At 42.4% G+C, this 18,097-nt stretch carries 14 protein-coding genes; 12 read left to right on the top strand and 2 right to left on the bottom strand.

From position 1 onward, the window contains the following. Positions 1-3 precede the first annotated feature (3 nt). The 9 genes from glgX (at position 4) to rluF (ending at position 11,944) form a co-directional block, all read left to right on the top strand. Positions 4-2,049 carry a glycogen debranching protein GlgX gene (gene glgX, locus J5O05_RS20080; RefSeq protein ID WP_208844729.1) on the top strand — a complete coding sequence of 682 codons (2,046 nt, stop codon included), beginning with the start codon at positions 4-6 and terminating at the stop codon, positions 2,047-2,049. Further along, complete coding sequence (locus J5O05_RS20085) at positions 2,046-4,553, top strand: glycogen/starch/alpha-glucan phosphorylase (protein ID WP_208844730.1); 2,508 nt, start codon at positions 2,046-2,048, stop codon at positions 4,551-4,553. Before glgX ends, J5O05_RS20085 begins: the two co-directional genes overlap by 4 nt. A 33-nt stretch (positions 4,554-4,586) precedes the next feature. Continuing rightward, positions 4,587-5,882, top strand: a complete 1,296-nt coding sequence (gene glgC / locus J5O05_RS20090; protein WP_208844731.1) for a glucose-1-phosphate adenylyltransferase — start codon at positions 4,587-4,589, stop codon at positions 5,880-5,882. Positions 5,883-5,893: 11 nt separating this feature from the next. After that, on the top strand, positions 5,894-7,432 hold the full coding sequence (locus J5O05_RS20095; protein WP_208844732.1) for a glycogen synthase: 1,539 nt from the start codon (positions 5,894-5,896) through the stop codon (positions 7,430-7,432). A 276-nt stretch (positions 7,433-7,708) separates the two neighbouring features. Continuing rightward, positions 7,709-8,923 (top strand): EAL and HDOD domain-containing protein, encoded by a 1,215-nt coding sequence (locus tag J5O05_RS20100; protein ID WP_208844733.1) that lies wholly within the window; start codon positions 7,709-7,711, stop codon positions 8,921-8,923. Between the two features lie 8 nt (positions 8,924-8,931). Continuing rightward, positions 8,932-9,399 (top strand): DUF418 domain-containing protein, encoded by a 468-nt coding sequence (locus tag J5O05_RS20105; RefSeq protein ID WP_208844734.1) that lies wholly within the window; start codon positions 8,932-8,934, stop codon positions 9,397-9,399. Further along, positions 9,365-10,027: a DUF418 domain-containing protein gene (locus tag J5O05_RS20110; protein ID WP_208844735.1), complete on the top strand. Its 663-nt coding sequence runs from the start codon at positions 9,365-9,367 to the stop codon at positions 10,025-10,027. The genes J5O05_RS20105 and J5O05_RS20110 overlap by 35 nt, the downstream gene beginning before the upstream one ends. Positions 10,028-10,127: 100 nt before the next feature. After that, the gene (locus J5O05_RS20115; protein WP_208844736.1) at positions 10,128-10,730 is read left to right on the top strand and encodes a hypothetical protein; all 603 of its coding nucleotides are present in this window, start codon (positions 10,128-10,130) and stop codon (positions 10,728-10,730) included. 212 nt (positions 10,731-10,942) lie between these two features. Next, on the top strand, positions 10,943-11,944 hold the full coding sequence (rluF, locus tag J5O05_RS20120; protein ID WP_208844737.1) for a 23S rRNA pseudouridine(2604) synthase RluF: 1,002 nt from the start codon (positions 10,943-10,945) through the stop codon (positions 11,942-11,944). A gap of 59 nt (positions 11,945-12,003) precedes the next feature. Here the strand turns inward: rluF and J5O05_RS20125 are convergent, their stop codons facing one another. Then, positions 12,004-15,057, bottom strand: a complete 3,054-nt coding sequence (locus J5O05_RS20125; RefSeq protein ID WP_208844738.1) for an efflux RND transporter permease subunit — start codon at positions 15,055-15,057, stop codon at positions 12,004-12,006. Positions 15,058-15,059: 2 nt separating this feature from the next. Further along, on the bottom strand, positions 15,060-16,142 hold the full coding sequence (locus J5O05_RS20130; protein WP_208844739.1) for an efflux RND transporter periplasmic adaptor subunit: 1,083 nt from the start codon (positions 16,140-16,142) through the stop codon (positions 15,060-15,062). A gap of 98 nt (positions 16,143-16,240) precedes the next feature. On the opposite strand from J5O05_RS20130, the gene J5O05_RS20135 reads away from it, so the two are divergent. From J5O05_RS20135 to J5O05_RS20145, 3 genes are read left to right on the top strand one after another with little or no spacing between them, the layout of a single operon-like run. Then, entirely contained in the window at positions 16,241-17,137 is an 897-nt protein-coding gene (locus J5O05_RS20135) for a LysR family transcriptional regulator (RefSeq protein ID WP_208844740.1), read from the top strand. After that, entirely contained in the window at positions 17,121-17,423 is a 303-nt protein-coding gene (locus tag J5O05_RS20140) for an MGMT family protein (protein ID WP_208844741.1), read from the top strand. The genes J5O05_RS20135 and J5O05_RS20140 overlap by 17 nt, the downstream gene beginning before the upstream one ends. A 58-nt stretch (positions 17,424-17,481) precedes the next feature. After that, the gene (locus J5O05_RS20145; RefSeq protein WP_208844742.1) at positions 17,482-18,054 is read left to right on the top strand and encodes an LON peptidase substrate-binding domain-containing protein; all 573 of its coding nucleotides are present in this window, start codon (positions 17,482-17,484) and stop codon (positions 18,052-18,054) included. Positions 18,055-18,097 lie beyond the last annotated feature (43 nt).

An 18,097-nucleotide genomic window follows, 5' to 3' on the forward strand; every position in this document is an offset into this window, starting at 1 on the left:
ATCATGATCAAGTCTGTAAGGGGAGTACCTAAGCCACTCGGACCTACACCTTGGCAAGATGGGGTGAATTTTGCGGTGTATGCACCTCGAGCATCTAGTGTATTGCTGTGCTTGTTTGACCAAAGTGGACATAGCGAAGTTGCTCGTATTGCCTGTGTTAAGCATGAAGGGGGCTTTTGGAGTATTCGTGTCAGCCCACTCAATGAGGGGGCATTATACGGCTTCCGTGTTGACGGACCGTATGAACCCGAGCAAGGCTTATTTTTTAATGTCAATAAACTACTTTTGGACCCCTATGCGACGGACTTGCATGGTGAATTTACGTGGAGCGAACGTCATTTTTGCCATATGCCTCTTGGAACACTCAATATCACTGACAACGCCATCGACATGCCTAAAAGTAGGGTACGTTGGCTAAGTAAATACGAGGGTGAGCGACCTAACCACCCTTGGGCAAAAACACTGATTTATGAAACACATGTTAAAGGTGCAACGAATCGAAATCTTGCAATTCCAGAAGGCACAAGAGGAAAGTATCTCGCTCTGTGTGACGAAGCGTTCATGGACCACATCAAGCAACTGGGTGTAACGGCTATTGAATTGCTTCCTTGTCATGCATTTATTAGTGAACAATTTCTGACCACGAAAGGACTCCAAAACTATTGGGGTTACAACACTCTCTCTTTTTTCGTTCCACACAAAGCGTATTTGGTGGGGCAGGACATCGCTGAGTTTCAGCAAATGGTTCGAAAGTTACATCAAAACAACATTGAGGTCATTGTTGATGTTGTCTTTAACCATACTGCGGAAGCTGGCATTGATGGACCTATGCTGTCTTTTAAGGGATTCGATAATGGAGTTTATTATCGAACGGTTGAAGGAAAGCCTGACGCCTACATAAATGATACCGGATGTGGAAATACCATCAACATAGATCATCCAGCCACGCTACGTTTAGTCATGGACAGTTTGCGATATTGGGTTGAAGTAATGGGAGTAGATGGTTTTCGCTTTGATTTAGCGACAATTCTTGGTCGTAATTTAGGTGGATTCAATCCACATCACGCGTTTTTGCAAGCAATTGCGCAAGACCCCATTTTACAAAAATCGAAACTCATTGCTGAGCCTTGGGATGTTGGACCTGGTGGTTATCAGCTAGGCGCTTTCACCGCGCCATGGCGTGAATGGAACGATAAATTTAGAGATACAGTCCGTCGTTTTTGGCGAGGTGATAATGGGATTTTGCCTGAACTGGCAAAACGTATTCATGGTTCAAACGATGTGTTTGAACACAATCTTCGTGGTCCGTTAAATAGCATTAATTTCATTACAAGCCATGACGGCTTTACACTCGCGGACTGGGTGAGTTATGAGCAAAAGCACAACGAAGCCAATGGAGAGCAAAACCGTGATGGGCACAGTGAAAACTTCTCTTTCAATTGCGGTGTCGAAGGTTTTTCAAGTGATCCCAATATCAATGCGCTTCGTCTAAAAATGCAAAAAAATGCATTGCTGACACTCCTAATTTCAAAAGGTGTGCCCATGATAAGTGCTGGCAGCGAATTTGGACATTCGCAAGGCGGTAACAATAATGCCTATTGTCAGGACAATATTTCTAGTTGGTTAGCTTGGAAAACGGCTCAAAAGGGCCATGCACTGAGCTTCTTCATTCACGATGTGCTCAAGATCCGTAGGCAGTTTTCACTCTTTTCTAATCCATTTTTCGTTCATCCAAACCATCCGCGGTTTGGAGTTAACTGGTATACGGAAAGTGGCGAGCTGATGAATCAAGAAAATTGGCATGAGTCAAATCGTAAGTGGTTGATATGTGCACTACTAGATAAAAAGCTTAATCAAGCGGTGTTGATCGTTTTGAATGCAGGGGACAGTTTGTTGAATCTCACACTTCCTTCGTGTCCGGTCGATGCGACATGGCAATTTGCCATCTCAACCAGCAATTCGAATATCACATTACCACCACAAGCGAATCTACAAATCGAAGCGAAGAGCAGTTGGCTCTTCACGGCAAAGAATGAGGAACTGAAATGAGCAAAAAGTCGAATGCCCCAACAACCCCTCAAGCTAATCAAGACGTTTGTATCGTAAAACATTGGCTCGATGCACCTAAGATAGACGAAAACACATTAGTTGATGATTTAACGCGCCATTTCTATTACACATTAGGTCGAGATAAAGTTGGTGAATCGCATCTGTATTTATACAACGCGTTAGCGTTAACGATTCGAGATAGACTCGTTGCTCGATGCCGCGCGACTAGACAGCATTTAAGAAGTAAAAAAACGCGAAAAGCGGCGTATCTATCGCTTGAATTTTTGATGGGGCGAGCACTAGGAAATGCGCTCCTTAATCTTGATTTAACCGATTCATCGCGAAATGCGTTGCAACAATACTGCACTTCACTTGAGCAAGTGCAAGAAGCTGAACACGATGCTGGCTTAGGCAACGGTGGCTTAGGGCGTCTTGCTGCGTGTTTTTTAGATAGTTGTGCGACGCTTGGCTTACCTGTACTTGGCTATGGTATTCGCTATGAATACGGTATGTTTAATCAAATCATTGACCACGGTAATCAAATTGAGCAACCCGACAATTGGTTGCGAGAAGGCCATCCTTGGGAGCTCAGCGCACCGGAGCAAGCTGTTCGGGTGAAGTTTTTCGGACACATTGAAACGCATAAAGATAAAGATGGACGCGAACATCGAGTTTGGGCAAACACTCAAGATGTCCTAGCCGTACCGTATGATGTGCCAATCCCGGGCTACCGTAATGAAGTCGTGAATACGCTTCGACTCTGGAAATCAGAAGCGACAGATGAGTTTGACCTTTCAGAGTTTAACGCAGGCAGTTATTCCGAAGCCGTTGCCAAGAAAAACCTTGCTGAGCAAATCACAATGGTTTTGTATCCGAATGATAGTAGCGAAAACGGTAAAGAACTGAGACTGCGCCAACAATACTTTTTATCAAGCGCCAGTCTGCAAGACATATTATTAACGTGGGTAAACCAAAACGGGCATAATTTTAAAGATTTTGCTGAACATCACGTTTTCCAATTAAATGACACCCATCCAAGCATTGCCGTTGCGGAATTAATGCGACTTCTGATTGACGAATATGAACTCGAATGGGACGAAGCTTGGGTCATAACAACAAAGACAATGGCCTACACAAATCATACGTTGTTACCGGAAGCGCTAGAAAGGTGGTCAGTACCACTTTTTGAAAAGCTTTTACCGCGACTACTTGAAATAATATACGAAATTAACGCACGGTTTTTAAGTTTGGTCGCACGTCAATGGCCTGGTGACGTTGATATGCAGCGTACACTTTCAATTATTGAAGAAGGCCCAGTACAGCACATTCGTATGGCTTATCTAGCGATTGTTGGTTCGTTTTCTGTTAATGGTGTTGCGGCACTCCACACCGACTTACTCGAACGAGGTTTGTTTAAAGACTTCTACGCGCTATGGCCTGAAAAGTTTAATAACAAAACGAATGGCGTTACACCTAGACGCTGGCTTGCCCAGTGTAATCCTTCGCTAAGTGAATTGATCACTGAGTATATAGGACCTAATTGGGTCAGACACTTTGACCAAATTAGTCAACTACGCCGTTATTTTGATGACGAGGTATTTCAAGAAAAATGGCGCAACGTTAAGCAAGATAACAAGGCGAGACTGGCTGGTTTTGTGCGAGCGAAAACGGGTGTGGAATTTGACGAAACCATGATGTTTGACGTGCAGGTTAAACGTATCCACGAATATAAACGTCAGCTATTAAACATTCTTCACGTGATCCACTTATACGACAGAATTGTGCGTGGCGACATCAAAGATTTCGTTCCTCGTTGTGTGTTATTGGGCGGCAAAGCAGCACCCGGTTATTACATGGCGAAGAAGATAATAAAACTAATCAATAGTGTTGCCGATGTCGTGAACAGTGACGAACGAACGAATGGACTACTTCGTGTTGCATTTCTACCGAATTACAACGTCTCCGCAATGGAACTCATATGTCCTGCGACTGATCTGTCCGAGCAAATTTCAACAGCAGGTAAAGAAGCGTCTGGTACGGGTAACATGAAGTTCATGATGAATGGTGCGATTACCATTGGTACGCTGGACGGTGCGAATATTGAAATTCGAGACGCAGTAGGTTCTGAAAACTTCTTTTTGTTTGGCGCTCAGTCAGAGCAAGTTTCTGCAATTCGGGCCGCCTACAACCCAAATCAACTAATTGCACAAGATGAAAACCTTAATCGAGTCATGGCATTGCTTGAAAGTGGGCACTTCAATTTGTTCGAGCAGGGTCTTTTCGACGACATCATTAGCGCAATACGAAGCCCGAACGATCCATGGATAGTTGCGTACGATTTTGCCTCTTATGTTGAACAGCAACAGCAAGCGGCACTTACCTATTTAGATAAAAACGTTTGGACTCGAATGAGCATTTTAAATACGGCTGCGAGTGGCGAGTTTTCAAGCGATAGAACAATACAACAATACAGTGATGAGATTTGGCGGTTGTCACCCATGTAGTGAAAGCGCAAAGCAGGATAATGGAGAAAATATATGCCTAATTATGCAAACCGATATATCAGTAATTTAACTAGGGAAACTTATGCGCTTATTTTGGCTGGAGGCCGAGGTTCTAGACTCCATGAGTTAACGGATTGGCGTGCTAAACCAGCTGTCTATTTCGGTGGTAAACATCGTATTATCGATTTTCCACTGTCTAATTGTATTAATTCTGGTATCCGCCGTGTAGGTATTGCGACGCAATACAAGTCTCATAGTTTAATTCGTCACGTTAATCGAGCGTGGGGCCATTTTAAGAAGGAACTTGGCGAATCTGTCGAGATTTTGCCAGCATCACAACGCTATGGTGATGAATGGTACTGTGGTACAGCTGATGCGGTATTCCAAAATATGGATATCATTCGTCATGAATTACCTAAATTTGTTATGATTTTATCCGGCGATCACGTCTATCGCATGGACTACGGTGCATTGCTTGCAAAACACGTAGAAACTGGTGCAGACATGACTGTGTGTTGTATTGAAGTTCCTTGTGAAGAAGCTGCTGGAACGTTTGGCGTAATGACCGTTGACGAAGATAAACGCGTGCGTCGTTTTGACGAAAAACCCAAAGAACCAACCGCTATCCCTGGTAAACCAGGTGTTTGTTTGGCGTCGATGGGTAACTACGTATTTAACACCGAATTTCTGTTTGAGCAGCTTCGAAAAGATGCGCAAAAAGAAGGTTCAGGCCGTGATTTCGGGCACGATATCATTCCTGCGATAATCGAAGAACATCACGTTTACGCTTTCCCATTCCGCGATCCTCGACATGAGGGGCAACCTTATTGGCGTGACGTAGGAACATTAGATTCATTCTGGGAAGCCAACATGGAACTCGTGATGCCTGAACCGCAACTCGATTTGTACGATCCAACGTGGCCTATTTGGACGTACCAAGAGCAGCTTCCTCCCGCTAAGTTCATCTTCGACGACGATGATAGACGTGGGATGGCCGTGGACTCAACAGTATCAGGTGGTTGTATTATTTCTGGTTCGGTGGTGCGTAAATCGTTACTATTTTCAAATGTTCATGTTCACTCTTACTGTGAAATCGAAAAATCAGTGGTATTACCAGGCGTGGTGATCGGTCGCCATTGTAAAATTAGAAATGCCATTATTGATAGGAGTTGCCACATTCCCGAAGGCATGCGAATTGGCTATGATGAGCAAGAAGATTTGCACAATGGTTTCAGAGTGAGTAAAAAGGGTATTGTGCTAGTCACTCGAGATATGATGACAGCCCTAAAACAAAAATCGAAAGATAACAAGGCATTAAAAAGCGCGTAGTAAGGCAAAATATGCATATAGTTATGGTGGCAGCGGAAAATGATGCGCTGCCAAATTGCAAAGTTGGAGGCGTTGCGGATGTTGTCAGAGACATCCCTAAAGCGCTTGCTGGTTTTGAACATCAGGTTAGCGTCATCGTCCCGGACTATGGACAAACGTCGTTAACACGCCAGTTTGTTGCTGATATTGCAGTCCCTTTTCGTCAGCATTTAGAAACAGCAACACTCTGGAAAGTGTCCTCGGTCGGATGCAATGTATCGCAGTACGTTGTGGGTCACTCATTATTTAGCCAGCATGGTGGCGATATTTATTGTAATGACGAAGGGTTTCGTCCGTTTGCAACGGATGCGACCAAATTTGCCTTTTTCAGCGCTGCCGTATGTGAGGTACTTGAGCACAAATTAATCCCTGATGCGGATGTAGTGCATTTACACGATTGGCATGCTGCGACAGTCGCGACGTTAGCACGTTTTAGCCGTCGATTTGAACATTTGGCGAGTAAACGACTCGTTTATACCGTACATAACTTGGCGCTTCAGGGAATACGACCGTTCAAAGGGGATGACTCAAGTTTGGAAGCGTGGTTTCCAACGTTGAGTTACGACGGTCGTTCTATCTGCGATCACAGTGCTCCGCATTGTTATAACCCTATGCGTGCGGGCATTCAATTGTGCGACAAAGTACACGTTGTTTCGCCAACTTACGCAAAAGAAGTCATGAACCCAAGTGTACCTGAGCACGGATTTTTTGGCGGAGAGCGACTTGAAGTTGATATGCAAGAAGCAAGTCATGTCGGCAAATTAGCGGGAATAATTAACGGGTGTGACTATTCTACTGGAAGTCCAGGTACAGAGACCTTAGCTGATTTTCTCGGGCAATCCGAGGAACAGATATTCCGTTGGATGGCGAAATTTGGTGAATTAAAGTCGACTTATTACATCGCACACCAACGTATTTCGCAATGGCTTAAAGAAGACTTCTCAGGTCCGTTAATCACCAGTGTTGGGAGATTAACTGACCAAAAAGCGTTTTTATTAAGGCAACCATTGAACTCAGGTATCACCTTAGATGCGCTCGCAGATGTCGTTAGTCAATGTGATGGCAGAATGGTTATTTTAGGCTCAGGTGACGGGCATATCGAGTACTTGTTTACTCAAGTGATGGCACGCCATAAGAACGTCCTGTTTTTAAATGGTTATGGGCAAGGCATAGGTGACATGCTCTACCATCTGGGCGATATTTTTTTAATGCCTTCCTCATTTGAACCTTGTGGAATAAGCCAAATGTTAGCGATGCGTGCAGGCCAGCCTTGCGTAGTGCATCAAGTCGGTGGACTGGCAGACACCGTAAAACATGGCGCTACGGGTTACACTTTCTCTGGTTATAATATTGATGAGCAAGTGCATAACCTTATTGAGGTTTTCAAGGAAGCAGTAAATGATGCCGCGCAGAACAATGAGCGCTATCAACACATAAAGGACTCAGCTCAATCACAGCGATTCGAATGGCATTTCATCGCTGAACAATACCTTCATTTACTCTATCATTAAAATTAAGGATGGAGGCGATGTTAACGCCTTCATCCAATTTTTCTTTTTTCTGTTTCATGTTTGGAAATATAGCAAGTTATAGATAATACTTCTTTCTGATTTATGCATGAAATTCGTGTTAATTTAATGAGTTAGTTTCAAAATTACGATTTTAGGTTTAAAATGCAAAAAAAATAATAAACAAAAGTATTGCACATTTGCATTTCTGCACAGGTCGAGCGCTCTTGAGCTATTCTAGTTGTGTATGGATGTTTTGCTTCAACGAAGGAGCCTAACTTGAAGGTATTTGTCGCGCGTCAGCCGATTTTCAATAAAAAGCAGCAAGTGGTTGCCTACGAGTTATTATTTAGAGATGGAACAAGCAATAGTTTTCCGAATATTTCTGATGATAGAGCCACAGCTCGCCTTATCATGGATAATCAGCTCAACCTTGGTACTCGTTATCTCACATCGGGCAAAAAGGCCCTTATCAACATTGGTCCCGATTCTCTTAAACAAGAGTTAAGCTATTTTCTCCCTTCTAAAGACGTCATTCTCGAATTATTAGAAACGATCCACCCAACACCTGAAAATTACGAGCTTGTGCGATCGCTGTTTCACAGTGATTATCGTTTGGCGCTCGATGATTTTGTTTATTCTAAAGACTGGGAACCGTTTCTTAAACTTATTCGCTTAATCAAGTTTGATATTATGGCAACGCCACTATCAGACATTAAAGCTGAAGTAGAGGATCTAAAACAAAGAAAAAATCTCAAGCTTTTAGCCGAAAAAGTGGAGACATTGGAAGAGTTTGAACAAGCGAAATCGATGGGATTCAACTTTTTCCAAGGTTATTTCTTCGCCCAGCCCAGAGTCATTGAACAAAACGATATTGATGTCAATTACGCTATCGCGTTGTTGATTTATTCTGAAGTGTTAAGACCTAACATCAATATCAATAAAATTGCGGAGTTGTTTGCGCAGGACACGGCGCTTGCGTACAAGTTGTTAAGACTCATTAATTCAGGTGTCTTTCCGATTAAGAGTCGAATTGAATCATTAAAGCAGGCTTTGGTGTATCTAGGTGACGACAGAGTGAGAAAATTTGTTGGTCTAATAATGACCGCACATGTCGCCCATATGAAACCATCTGAATTGACTCGCTTAAGTATCGTCCGATCACGATTCTGTGAATTAATAGCAAAGAAACTGATGCCGACGAATTCCAACTCGGCATTTCTTGTCGGCTTGTTCTCATTGCTCGACGCTATTTTAGACAAGCCTATGGAAGTGGTGATAAACAAACTGCCGTTTCCTGAGGCAATTCAAGAGGCGCTTTTGGGAAAACCAAATTTCCTTTATTATATTTTAAATGTGGTTCGCGCTTATGAAAAAGGAAGCTGGTGGGCATTACAAGAAGCCTGCATGCTATTAAACCTAAGTGACGATTGTTTGCCTGATTTTCATCAAGCTTCAATTCGATGGGCGGACATGTATAAAGACCGAATATAAAGGAACTTATGACACGATATTCTCAACTCGACGCATTGCGAGGTTTCGCGGTGTTGGGTTTATTTTTGATGAACCTTCCATATTTTGGGTTGTTTGAATGGGGATATGTGTCTAAATGGGAAGCGCATCCTCTTGATGCGTGGATATCAAGCTTTATCAATGTGTTCATAGACGGTCGATTTCGTACTCTTTTCTGTCTTCTCTTTGGCTGTGCTATAGCGCTTCAATTCGAAAAATATGGTTCGACCGTTCGCATTCAAAATCGCAATCGCGCGCTCATCGTTCTAGGTTTTTTGCACGGACTTTTTATTTGGGCAGGTGACATACTCTTTGCATATGGCTGTGCTGGTTTGTTACTTGTCAGGTATTTAGAAGAATCTGGTGAAAAGAACCTTAGAGAGGGCTTTATACTTCTCGTCGTCATGTCCTTGGTTTTGTTTGTTGCCACGGCGACGGAACCTGAGACTCCCTTTTAGCCGAGACGGTGCCAAGTTTATAGAAGCCTATGAGAGTTTATATTCAAACGAAGGCAGTTTTATTTTAGAGAACGCAAAAAACTTCTTTATTATGTTGGTGATCCTCCCATTTCTTACTCTTTGGTATACCTTAGCACTAATGCGAATTGGTCTAGGGGCATGGCAAAAAGGATGGTTCAAAAATGGCTTTCCAAGCGATGTAACGGGGCTTTCTGGTATTTTAGCGATTATGTTCTCTGCACTTGTTGTTATGTTCAGTCTATCAGGGAACGCACGGCTTCAAGCAAGTGCTGAAGCCTTAAATTGGCTTTCCGCGTTGTTTACTTCCGTCGTTTATATCGCGGTGATTTTCTGGTTGTTGAAACGTAAATCAGTTATCGCAAAAGTACTCGAATCTTGCGGGAAACTAGCTTTGACCATATACATAACTCAAAGTGTGATAGGCGTTGCTCTATTTCGTTACTTCTTTCCTGAATGGGTGATGACGTTTGACCTAATCAACTACGTTTTATTAGCGACATTGGTCGTCAGTTTGCAAGTAATTACAGCGTATGTTTACCTGAAATTCTTTAAGCAAGGACCGCTCGAATGGTGCCTAACTCGGTGGCTAAAAAGAAAGTCCATTTAGATAATTAATTTTATCACACCGAAGGTTATTATACTTTTCACAACATCGTGCGTAAGAAAATGCCAAACGAAGTTAAAGCATTAAACTTTGCGGGCATACGATGTCATTGATCTCTTGTCGTAATAGCTGGATGAAAAATCGTTTGATTTTGACATCTGAATACCTCTATAGGGCTTTCTGCGCAGTGTTTGTTAGTTTATCTATCGATTATCGGTCCATTATTGTGGGCGCAATTTGTAATGAGGTTGCAGTGCTAAAATTCATGGTTTTTTTAAGTTTGCTTTTTGTTCCATGTGTCTATGCTGACTCAATGGATGGTTGTTATTTGGCAAACGAAAACATAACCAGCTTTTCATCAGAAGAGTCTGAGATTCGCACTACTTACGTAAAAATAGTAAAAACTTCCGGAGACTATTTTGTAGAGGGTCTTATTTGGGGCGCTAATTTTCACGTTTGTCATGTTGCTTCGCCAGTTGAAGGCTCTGATGGTCCGCTACGTATGGAGTACGTTGAGAATAAACTCGTTTATACTCAAAGAGAGGCTGAAGACGACATCAATTGTAAACTTGAATTCTCCTTTCAAAATAATCGATTAACGATTGAGGACGCAAATCAGCATTGCTCACGTTACATCTTTTATTGCGGTGCTCTCGTTGAGTTAAATAAAGTTGAATTACCAAAGGTTGAATACGGCTGCCCTTAAACAAGAAACTCCAAGGAGTTCAAAAGGCACTGTTTGAGTTGCGTTTGGTGTTTCGCCTGCCGGATTAGCGAGCGTTATCAGGGGACTTTTCCTCAATAAAGTAAATTTTTGCCTGTGAACTTCTCTCTTTGTTCTGTACTAACAAAACTTGAGTTTATCTAGATTCCCTTTCTGGTTTACAATATCCACTTTGTGGTTAAAAGAGAATCCAAATGACGGAATTGAAACGTCTCAACAAGTTTATCAGTGAGACGGGCTACTGTTCACGCCGTGAGGCTGATGCAATTATTGAAAGTGGACGCGTTACAGTAAATGGTAACATTGCAGAAATGGGCACAAAAGTCAGTAACGAAGACGAAGTGCTGGTTGATGGGCGTTCCTTAAAAGCGAAACCTAAGCGTGTCATTATTGCCTACAACAAGCCTGTTGGCGTGACGTGTACCACAGAAAGCAAAATTAAAAGTAATATCGTAAAAGCGGTAAACTACCACGAACGTATATTTCCTATCGGTCGATTGGACCGACCTTCTGAAGGCTTAATTTTTCTGACTAATGAAGGTGATATCGTTAATAAGATCCTGCGTGCAGGGAACAACCACGAAAAAGAATATGTTGTAGAAGTCGATAAACCAATTGATAAGCATTTCATCGACAAGATGTCTGGTGGCATCCCAATTCTTGGAACAATCACAAAACGCTGTAAAGTGAAAAAAATGGGCGAGTACCGTTTTTCTATTATCCTGACTCAAGGATTAAATAGACAAATTCGTCGCATGTGTGAATACCTAAATTACGAGGTAACTTCGCTTAAACGTGTTCGTATCATGAACATCAATTTAAATGGTTTGCGTGCTGGAGAGTGGCGCTTATTGACGGATAGTGAACTCCGAGTCATTGATTCGGCAGTAGAAAATTCCGCAAAGACGGCGGAAGGTAGCGTAGACCCTCGTAAACGAGACGACTGGCAGAATCCGCAAAGTAAGAAAGTAAAGCAGGCAAAAATATTAAGCAAGGTTGACGAACAAGAGCAACAAGCGCAAGAGAAGCCTTCTCGTTTTGAACGTCGCCGTGACGACACTCGACAAGACAAACCTCAAAATACAAATAAGAAACAAGAACGTAATGCACCAAAGGAACGCAAGTTTAAAAAGACGAATGGTAGTGATAAACCAGCTGGTCCACGCAAGCAAGGTACGCTTAGTTTGAAAAAGTAGCCAATCTACATTCGTAGTTCGATTGGAAAAGAAAAAGGCCCGTTTGGGCCTTTTCTATTTTAGTGACTCGGTTTTATTTTAAACACCAGCGCGTAAAGTACCGGTACAATTACAAGCGTCAGTACGGTAGCAAATCCTAGCCCGAACATGATGGTCACGGCCATTGATTGGAAGAACACATCAAACAACAGTGGGATCATGCCGAGTATTGTTGTAATTGCGGCCATTGAAACTGGGCGTACGCGGCTAACTCCAGAATCAAAAACAGCTTGGTATGGGTCTTTGCCACTGGCGAGTTCTAGATTGATTTGATCCATCAAAACAATACCGTTCTTGATTAACATACCTGATAAACTCAGCAAACCTAATAGCGCCATAAAACTAAATGGTGCATTCATCGCAAGCAAACCTGTAGAAACACCAATAATTGCAAGCGGTACGGTCGCCCAAATCACGAGAGGTTGTTTAACCGAGTTAAACAATAAAACGGTGATCATAAACATCGCTAAGTAACCTACAGGCAGTGAACCGAAGATGGCTTTTTTAGCTTTAGATGAAGATTCAAACTCTCCACCCCACTGCATCTCGTAACCATGTGGTAACTTGATTGCTTCAATATCCGTTTTCACACGAGCAAAGAGTTTTGCTGGGGTTTCGTCACCGATAACATCATGGTCTGCCATAACCGTGATAGTGCGCTTACGGTCACGTCGCATAATGATAGGGTCTTCCCACACAACATCGAATCCATCAACGACTTGAGTTACAGGGACAAATACACCATAAACTGGACTAAAAATTTGTAAATCAGGGAGATTTTCAACATTCAGTCGCTCTTCTTCCGGTGATCGAGCGATAATAGGTAACAATTGAGTTCCATCTCGGTACAGTCCAACGGATTTGCCAGACATACTGGTTAATAACAATTGGTCTAGGTCGGCTTTGGATATGCCTAATCGACGCGCCTTTTGTTCATTAAATTGCGGACGGATAACTTTAGTACGTTGACGCCAGTTATCACGGATGTTGTAAGCTTTCGCATCGCTATGAAGAATGGCTTTTGCTTCACTTGCTAGCTGACGAAGCACAACAGGGTCTGGCCCCGAAAAACGCGCTTCAATTTTAGCATCGGTTGATGGACCAATTTCCATGCGTTTTACTTTTAGTTTTGCGCTGAGTACATGAGTACGTTCGTATTCACGGACTTTAGCTATCATCGTTGCAACTGCTTCGCGGTCTTTTACGCGAACAATTAGCTGCCCAAATGCTGGATATTGTTTCTCTGGCGAGTAGGTCAGCATAAATCGAGGTGCACCCTGACCTATTGTTGAGGTGACTTCTTCGACAAGCTGATCTTCCAATAAAAAGGCTTCAAGTTCTGCGACGTTTTTCGCGGTATCACGAATGTCAGCGCCTTGGTAATTCCAATAGTCTACATAGAACATTGGTGTGTTCGATGCTGGGAAAAACGACTGCTTGACGGATTTAAAGCCAATGACAGACACGACAAGTAATACAACCATTGCGATGATGGTTAACCATCCGTGCTTCATTGTGAATCTAAGCAAGGCTTTATAACCGTTAAATAGAGCACCTTGATATGGGTCTATGTCAGCGCCTTCTTCAACTTTTGTTTCTTTAAACAATAAACTTGCAAAGAAAGGCGTGAGTGTAATAGCGGTAACCCAGCTCAAAAGTAGACTGATGAGTAATACCCAGAAAAGGCTGCCCGCAAATTCACCACTGGCGTCAGAACTTAAACCAATTGGCGCAAACGCCGTAATTGCTATCACCGTTGCACCCAATAGTGGCCATTTTGTTTGCGCAACGATGTTTACCGCGGCTTCCAATCGGCTCATACCACGTTTTAGATTTATCAAAATGCCTTCTGTAACAACAATGGCATTATCGACGAGCATACCGAGAGCAATAATTAGTGCGCCAAGACTAATCCGCTGTAAGTCGATGTGGAAAAGCTTCATGAAAATAAACGTACCCAGTACGGTTAAAAGCAAAATACCGCCAATCAATAATCCGCTTTTAAAGCCCATGAAAATAAGCAATACGATTATTACGATTGCAACGGCTTCAATTAAGCTGACTATAAAGCCATCTACTGATTTTTGTACTTCGTTTGGTTGGTTGTAAACAGTACTGATTTCCATGCCATGAGGGCGTTGATATTCTAGTTCGTCTAGGTGTTGTTTTATTCGAGCGCCGACATCAACCACATTAACACCTGAGCTAAACGATACACCGACTAATAAGGCTTGCTTTTGATCATAGCGTGTAATGTGACTTGGGACTTCCGCGTACTCACGACTCACCGTTGCAACATCGCCCAAATAAATCAGCTCTTTTGCTCCAGGTTTTGAAATCAGGAGATTTTTCATTTCCTCGACGTTTTGGAATTCACCGGTTGGATGAAGACGAATGTATTCGTTGTCGACCTGCACACTACCTGCGTTAGAAACGGTATTTTGTTGCTGTAAAATTTGGAAAATAGTGTTTGGCGAAATGCCCAATTGCGCCATTTTTTGCGTGGATATTTCAACGATAACCTGAGCTTGTTGTTCACCTGCAACTGTTACTTTACTGACGCCGTTTACAAGAACCAATTCACGTTTAAGAAAATCAACGTAGTCTTTGAGTTCGTCATATGAATAACCGTCGCCGGTTACTGCGTAAAGCACTCCGTATACATCGGCAAAATCATCGATTATTTTGCTTGGTTTAACACCTGGAGGCAGGCGAGGAGTTAAGTCGTTTACTTTGCGGCGTAGTTCATCCCAAATTTGTTGTAAATCCTTTTTACGGTACGTACTTTTCATTTCAACAGAAATCTGTGACTTACCCGGAGTTGAAATGGACGTCACATAGTCAACGTATGGCAATTCTTGGATTGCATTTTCAATAGGAAAGGTGACTTCTTCTTCAACTTGTTGAGGTGAAGCACCGGGATACGCCGTAATTATCATGGCTTTTTTGAGTGTGAATTCAGGGTCTTCAAGTTGCCCTAAACCGAAATACGACACGGTACCGCCAATCAATAGGAGTAAAGAAAACATCCAACTGATGACTTTGTTTTCGATGGACCATTTAGCAAGACTCATGGTTATAAGCCTCGCTCTTTCTGCCATGGTCTTACTTTTAAGCCTTCTTCAAGATGATGAACGCCCGCCGCGACGATGATTTGGCCTTTCTCAAGACCATCAGTGACTTCAATACCATGCTGGTGAAGCTTACCCACCATAACGGCTTGCTTTTGAACGGTTTGGGTTTCATTGTTATACACCCATACGTAGGCATTGTCTTTTAGGCGTTGATTTGGCTCTGAGAAAACGGATTCAACAGGAACAATGTGCGCAGCTTGTTGACCTGCCGTAATTTTGTTGAGATCGATATATACATGACCAGTCATACCTGCAAGCAGGTTAAAATCTTTCGGCACAGGGAGTGAAAACACCACTTTATACGTCAAGGTAATAGGATCAGCTTGAGTATCCCATTCTTTAACGGTGAGTTTATAAGCTTTGTCTGGGAAACCGTCAAATGTAACCGAAGGTTGGTAATCGGTGTCTTTGTCCACACGCGCGACTAATTTCTCTGGAACTTGTATTACAACGTCCATTAAGTCGCGAGTTTCCAATCTCAAAATGTTTTGTTTTGCTTGGATATTTTCGAAGTTCTTTACGAATACTTTAGCAACTGTACCGCTAAATGGCGCTCTTAATTCCGAATTCTCTAGATTTGTTTTAGCGATTTTTAGAGCCGAATCGGCAACTTCTTTATTCGCTTTCGCTTGGTCAAGTTCGGCCTGACTTGCTACACCTTGTTTGTTTAATGCTTCAACACGTGACAACTGAGAAAGTGCAAGTTCATAACGCGCCTTACGTTCTTCGAATTGAAGTTGGAAATCTTTTGGGTCCAGCTTGGCGAGTAGCTGACCTTTTTCAACATGTTGTCCGGCTAGGACAGGGAATTGCAACAGCTCTCCGCTCACGCGAAATGCTAGGTAAGAACCTTGGTTTGCAACGACTTCAGCAGGAAAATGTCTTAAGTTTTCTTTTGATAAGCCGTCAACCGTAAAAAGTTTTACAGGCCTTACGATATCAACGTGTTCGTTTTCTACGGCTTTATCTTGGCAGGCGCTTAAAAGCACCATTAAAGGCAATATTGCCCACATTTTTGCTGCCATTTTTTTGTTACTCCATGTCGAAATGTATTGCGTGAGGATACGAAAATTCGATATAAATTAAAAATTATTAGAACTTAGAAACAACATAAATATTAATTATGAAGTTAGCGCAGTTAGAAATGCTCGATGTCATCGCCAAGTCAGCTAGTTTAAGTGAAGCGGCGATTAAACTACATAAAACTCAACCCGCTTTAACCCAAAGCATTCGCAAACTTGAAGAAGAAGTCGGCTTTCAACTGCTTGATAGAACACAGTATAGACTGACGATGACAGAAAAGGGGCGGCATTTTCATAAAGAAGTCGAAATGTTGCTCGCAAACCATACCCATTTGAAATCGTTGGCGAAAGAGTTGGCGCTTGGGAACGAACCTAAAGTACAAATTTGCTATCAGCCAATTTTCAATTCTCCAACCTATCAAACGGTCATTTCAGAAGTGTTTCATCAGTTTCCCAATACGGAGTTTGTAATTAGTAATGGCAAGCGATTTGCAGCGCTAGAACAAGTGAATACGGGAGTGGCAGATATTGGTATCGGCCCGTGGTTTGACCTTTTCCACGCAACCGGCGATTTTGACTCAATGCCGATAGGTGATATTTCTTTTGGTATTGTCTGTAAAGCGGGCTTGATGCCTCAATCGCTTGATTACGAAACGTTAACGAATTTTCCGTGCCTTGCTATGGTTGAAAGTGATTTCAGTTTTGACAGCGAGCGGCTCGCTTATGCCAAAGGCGCGAGTTTAATGAAGGTTGACGACCTTGATACTTTAAAATCTTTTGTTTTGAGTGGATGCGGTTGGGCGCTAATGAGTCTCACTCATTGCCAAACTGAGTTGGAAGCAGGGTTGTTGCAGCAAATAAAAATACACAATAAACAGCATGAGTTTTTTGCAAAAATCCATGTTTTCAGAAAACCGAATAAACACCATGGGCCAGTTTCAAGAGCACTTTGGTCTGAATTTGAAAAATTGAGTGTCGAGTATGAACGACGAGTTTAAAGTAGCAGTCTACAGCGCCATAGGGTCCGTACCTGAAGGATTTACCGCATCTTATGGCTATATCGCACGACTTGCGGGACAACCTAAGCATGCACGGGCGGTGGGTTATCTTTTAAAACACTTACCTAAGGACTCTTCGTTACCATGGTTTCGAATTGTAAACAGTAAACGAGAAATATCGTTTCCATTTGGAACATCGAGCTATCAACGCCAGTTAGAAGCACTTCAAGCCGAGGGGATTAGTTTGGACAATGGAAAAATTAAAAAAGAGTTTTTTGTTGGCTGATCGTAAGACCAGCCGATAACGTAAGTATCGGCATGATTAATTAAAGCTCATAGGCACAATGATTAGAGCGTTATTTCCACTGCCCATTTTCCTGTTACCGGGTGGCGTAACACGATTGAGAATATTTGAACCACGCTATTTGTCGATGGTGAAGCACGTATTAAAGAATAATTGTGGCTTCGTGTTGTGTGTGTATCAAAAAGACACCATACATAATGTTCCGAAACGAGGTGCCTATGTCAATATTGTCGATTTTAATCAAGATGAAAGCGGCCAGTTACTCATCGATGTTGTGGCTGAGTGTTTAGTCAATATCGAAGAAGTGTGGGTTGATGCGGATAATTTAAGGCAAGGGCGGGTTGCTCGAATTGAAAGTCCACTTTGGAATATCGACGAAAATAATGATGAGGGCATTGATGAACATTTGCGTGAAGCGCTCAAACGCGTTCATGCCGCAAACCCAGAACTCAGTGCTCTGTATCCGTCTAAGCAATACAGCGATCCTGTATGGGTTGCAAGTCGCTGGCTTGAAATATTGCCGGTGTCAATCAAGCAAAAAGAAAATACGCTGCATCTTCAACACTTTGAACAAATTAGAGATTTCCTTCATACTTTAATCAATCCAAACTGATCTGAAAAAGTGCTTTGTCCGTATATCTCGATATGTTGAGAAT

Source organism: Pseudoalteromonas xiamenensis, assembly GCF_017638925.1.
GTDB lineage: Bacteria > Pseudomonadota > Gammaproteobacteria > Enterobacterales > Alteromonadaceae > Pseudoalteromonas > Pseudoalteromonas xiamenensis.

Bases quoted from the DNA above. Each gene is read 5' to 3' on its own strand.
- J5O05_RS20115 (WP_208844736.1), top strand. From the start codon at position 10,128: ATGTCATTGATCTCTTGTCGTAATAGCTGGATGAAAAATCGTTTGATT.
- J5O05_RS20130 (WP_208844739.1), bottom strand. From the start codon at position 16,142: ATGGCAGCAAAAATGTGGGCAATATTGCCTTTAATGGTGCTTTTAAGC.
- J5O05_RS20140 (WP_208844741.1), top strand. From the start codon at position 17,121: ATGAACGACGAGTTTAAAGTAGCAGTCTACAGCGCCATAGGGTCCGTA.
- J5O05_RS20125 (WP_208844738.1), bottom strand. From the start codon at position 15,057: ATGAGTCTTGCTAAATGGTCCATCGAAAACAAAGTCATCAGTTGGATG.
- J5O05_RS20145 (WP_208844742.1), top strand. From the start codon at position 17,482: ATGATTAGAGCGTTATTTCCACTGCCCATTTTCCTGTTACCGGGTGGC.
- glgC (WP_208844731.1), top strand. From the start codon at position 4,587: ATGCCTAATTATGCAAACCGATATATCAGTAATTTAACTAGGGAAACT.
- J5O05_RS20135 (WP_208844740.1), top strand. From the start codon at position 16,241: ATGAAGTTAGCGCAGTTAGAAATGCTCGATGTCATCGCCAAGTCAGCT.
- J5O05_RS20105 (WP_208844734.1), top strand. From the start codon at position 8,932: ATGACACGATATTCTCAACTCGACGCATTGCGAGGTTTCGCGGTGTTG.
- J5O05_RS20095 (WP_208844732.1), top strand. From the start codon at position 5,894: ATGCATATAGTTATGGTGGCAGCGGAAAATGATGCGCTGCCAAATTGC.
- rluF (WP_208844737.1), top strand. From the start codon at position 10,943: ATGACGGAATTGAAACGTCTCAACAAGTTTATCAGTGAGACGGGCTAC.
- J5O05_RS20085 (WP_208844730.1), top strand. From the start codon at position 2,046: ATGAGCAAAAAGTCGAATGCCCCAACAACCCCTCAAGCTAATCAAGAC.
- glgX (WP_208844729.1), top strand. From the start codon at position 4: ATGATCAAGTCTGTAAGGGGAGTACCTAAGCCACTCGGACCTACACCT.